The sequence below is a fragment of the Olsenella phocaeensis genome (assembly GCF_900120385.1).
GTDB lineage: Bacteria > Actinomycetota > Coriobacteriia > Coriobacteriales > Atopobiaceae > Olsenella_I > Olsenella_I phocaeensis.
Genome location: NZ_LT635522.1, coordinates 1 through 2,233, shown reverse-complemented (window position 1 = coordinate 2,233; position 2,233 = coordinate 1). Strand labels below are relative to the sequence as shown.

Annotated in this window: 3 protein-coding genes; all 3 read left to right on the top strand. The window is 70.7% G+C overall.

The features are described 5' to 3' along the window. Positions 1–1,767, top strand: a 1,767-nt coding sequence (gene tsaD, locus BQ7388_RS10840; RefSeq protein ID WP_234946964.1) for a tRNA (adenosine(37)-N6)-threonylcarbamoyltransferase complex transferase subunit TsaD, incomplete at its 5' end; no start/stop codon positions are given. Then, a complete protein-coding gene (locus BQ7388_RS10835; protein ID WP_083558392.1) occupies positions 1,728–1,988 on the top strand; it encodes an NAD(P)H-hydrate dehydratase in 261 nt (86 codons plus the stop codon). The genes tsaD and BQ7388_RS10835, both read left to right, overlap by 40 nt. A 20-nt stretch (positions 1,989–2,008) precedes the next feature. Beyond that, positions 2,009–2,233: alanine racemase (locus BQ7388_RS10830; protein WP_200781491.1), on the top strand; the 225-nt coding region annotated here is incomplete at its 3' end.

The window sequence follows — 2,233 nt, the reverse complement described above, 5'->3', positions numbered from 1 at the left end:
AAGCGCCGGGGGCTGGCGGCCCCCGCCAGCGTGAGGGTAACCGGCACCGCCGACGCGCTCGCGGGGCGTCACCTGCAGTTGCGGCCCATGTCCGTGAACGACCTCGACGCCGTCGCCGCGCTCGAGGCTGGCGCGTACCAGGTGAGCGACCACAGCGCCTGGACGCGCCAGATGTTCTACGAGGAGCTCTTCGCTCCCCAGCGCAGCTGGTGGGTGGCTCACGACCAGGGCGAGCTCGTGGGGTTCGCAGGGGCGAGCCTCGCGGGATCCGACTTCGAGCTGCTGGAGATCGTGGTGGCCGAGGGGCGCCGCCGCGAGGGAATCGCGTCCAGGCTGCTGGGCCGCGTTGCCTATGACGGACAGATGCTCAACGCCACTGCCATGACGCTGGAGGTGGCGGAGGACAACGCCGCTGCCCGCGAGCTGTACGCGCGTCTCGGCTTCGTCGAGGCGGGTCGCCGCCGGGGCTACTACGGCCCCGGTGCCGACGCGCTTCTGATGCGCGCCGAGCTGCCCCTTGGGGCGGACGCGTCGCTCGTGGCGGACCAACCCCAGCCCAGCGCCTCCATCCGACCCTGGCCCATCGTGCCTGGCGAGCGCAGCGTCGCCTCCCGCGACGCGCTGGCCAAGGCGGGCGACCTGGTGCTGGCCATCGAGTCATCCTGCGACGAGACGGCCATGGCCGTCATCGGCTCCAACGGCGTGGTCTGCGCCAACGTGGTGGCGACATCCGTCGACTTTCACGCCCGCTTTGGCGGCGTGGTGCCCGAGATCGCGAGTCGCAAGCACGTCGAGGCAATCGTCGGCGTCTTCGAGGAGGTCATGGCACAGGCTGGCGCGCACTTTGGCTGCGATACGCTGGCGCCGTCCGACCTCGCCTGCGTGGGCGTCACGGCCGGGCCCGGCCTGGTCGGTGCCCTCGTCGTGGGGGTCGCCTTCGCGAAGGGCCTCTGCGCTGCCGCGGGGCTGCCCCTCACGCCGGTGAACCACCTCGAGGGGCACCTCCTGGCGAACCTCTTCGAGACCCCGGACCTGCAGCCTCCCTTCGTGGCGAGCCTGGTCTCGGGTGGCAACACCATGCTGGTCCACGTGCGAGGCTGGGGGGACTACCAGCTCTTGGGAGCCACGATCGACGACGCCGTGGGGGAGGCCTTCGACAAGGTCGCCAAGGCGCTGGGGTTGGGCTATCCCGGCGGGCCCGTGATCTCGAAGCTCGGGGCGCAGGGCAACAAGAAGGCCATCCACTTCCCGCGTGCCATGATGCACAGCCACGACTACCGCTTCTCGTTGAGCGGGCTCAAGACGGCGGTCATCACCTACATCGAGGGGGAGAACAAGGTGGGTCGTCCCATCAACCTGCCCGACTTGGCGGCGTCATTCGAGGCTGCGGTCATCGACGTGCAGGTGTCGAAGGCCATCACGGCGGTGGGCGAGACGGGAGTGGGCGACTTCTGCGTGGGTGGTGGCGTGGCGGCGAACCCCGCGCTCAGGGCCGAGTACCGCAAGAAGCTCCCGCGGCGTGGCGTGCGCGTGACCGTGCCGCCCATGGTGGTGTGCGGGGACAACGGCGCGATGATCGCCGTGGCCGCGCTGCGCAACTGGAAGGCCGGCGTTACGGCCGACCTCACCTTGGATGCGGATCCCAACGCCAAGCTGGGCTGCTGGTCGTCCGAACTGGCGCCCGTCGTCGGCGAGGGCTGGCCGCCTAAGAAGGCCGGNCCGCCGCGCTGGCGACGGCGGGCTCCGGTGACGTCCTGGGCGGCATAATTGCCGCCTACCTGGCCCGCTCCAACGTGGAGGCCGACGACCTTCCCGTGCTCGCCGCCTACGCCTGCGAGGTCCACGGCTACGCCGGCTCCATCGCGGCGCAGCGCGTGGGGGCCAACGCCGTCATGGCCCACGACCTCATCGACGCGATCGGCTTGGCGGAGGACGCCCTCCTCGAGCAGGTCAACGCGGCGGTCACGGGCATGGGCGAGAAGAACTAGCCTCAAAAGGAGTCGCGAAGATGGCAGTGAGCAGGGAACCACAGACGCGCGCGGCCTGGGTGGAGGTCGACCTCAACGCCGTGCGCAAGAACACGCGGGCCTTCAAGGCGCTCCTGCGCCCGGGCGTCCAGATGATGTGCGCCGTGAAGGCGGACGCCTATGGGCATGGGGCGGTCGAGTGCGCCCGCGCCATGCACGCCTCGGGCGCGAGCCAGTTCGCCGTGGCCACGGTGGACGAGGGCGGC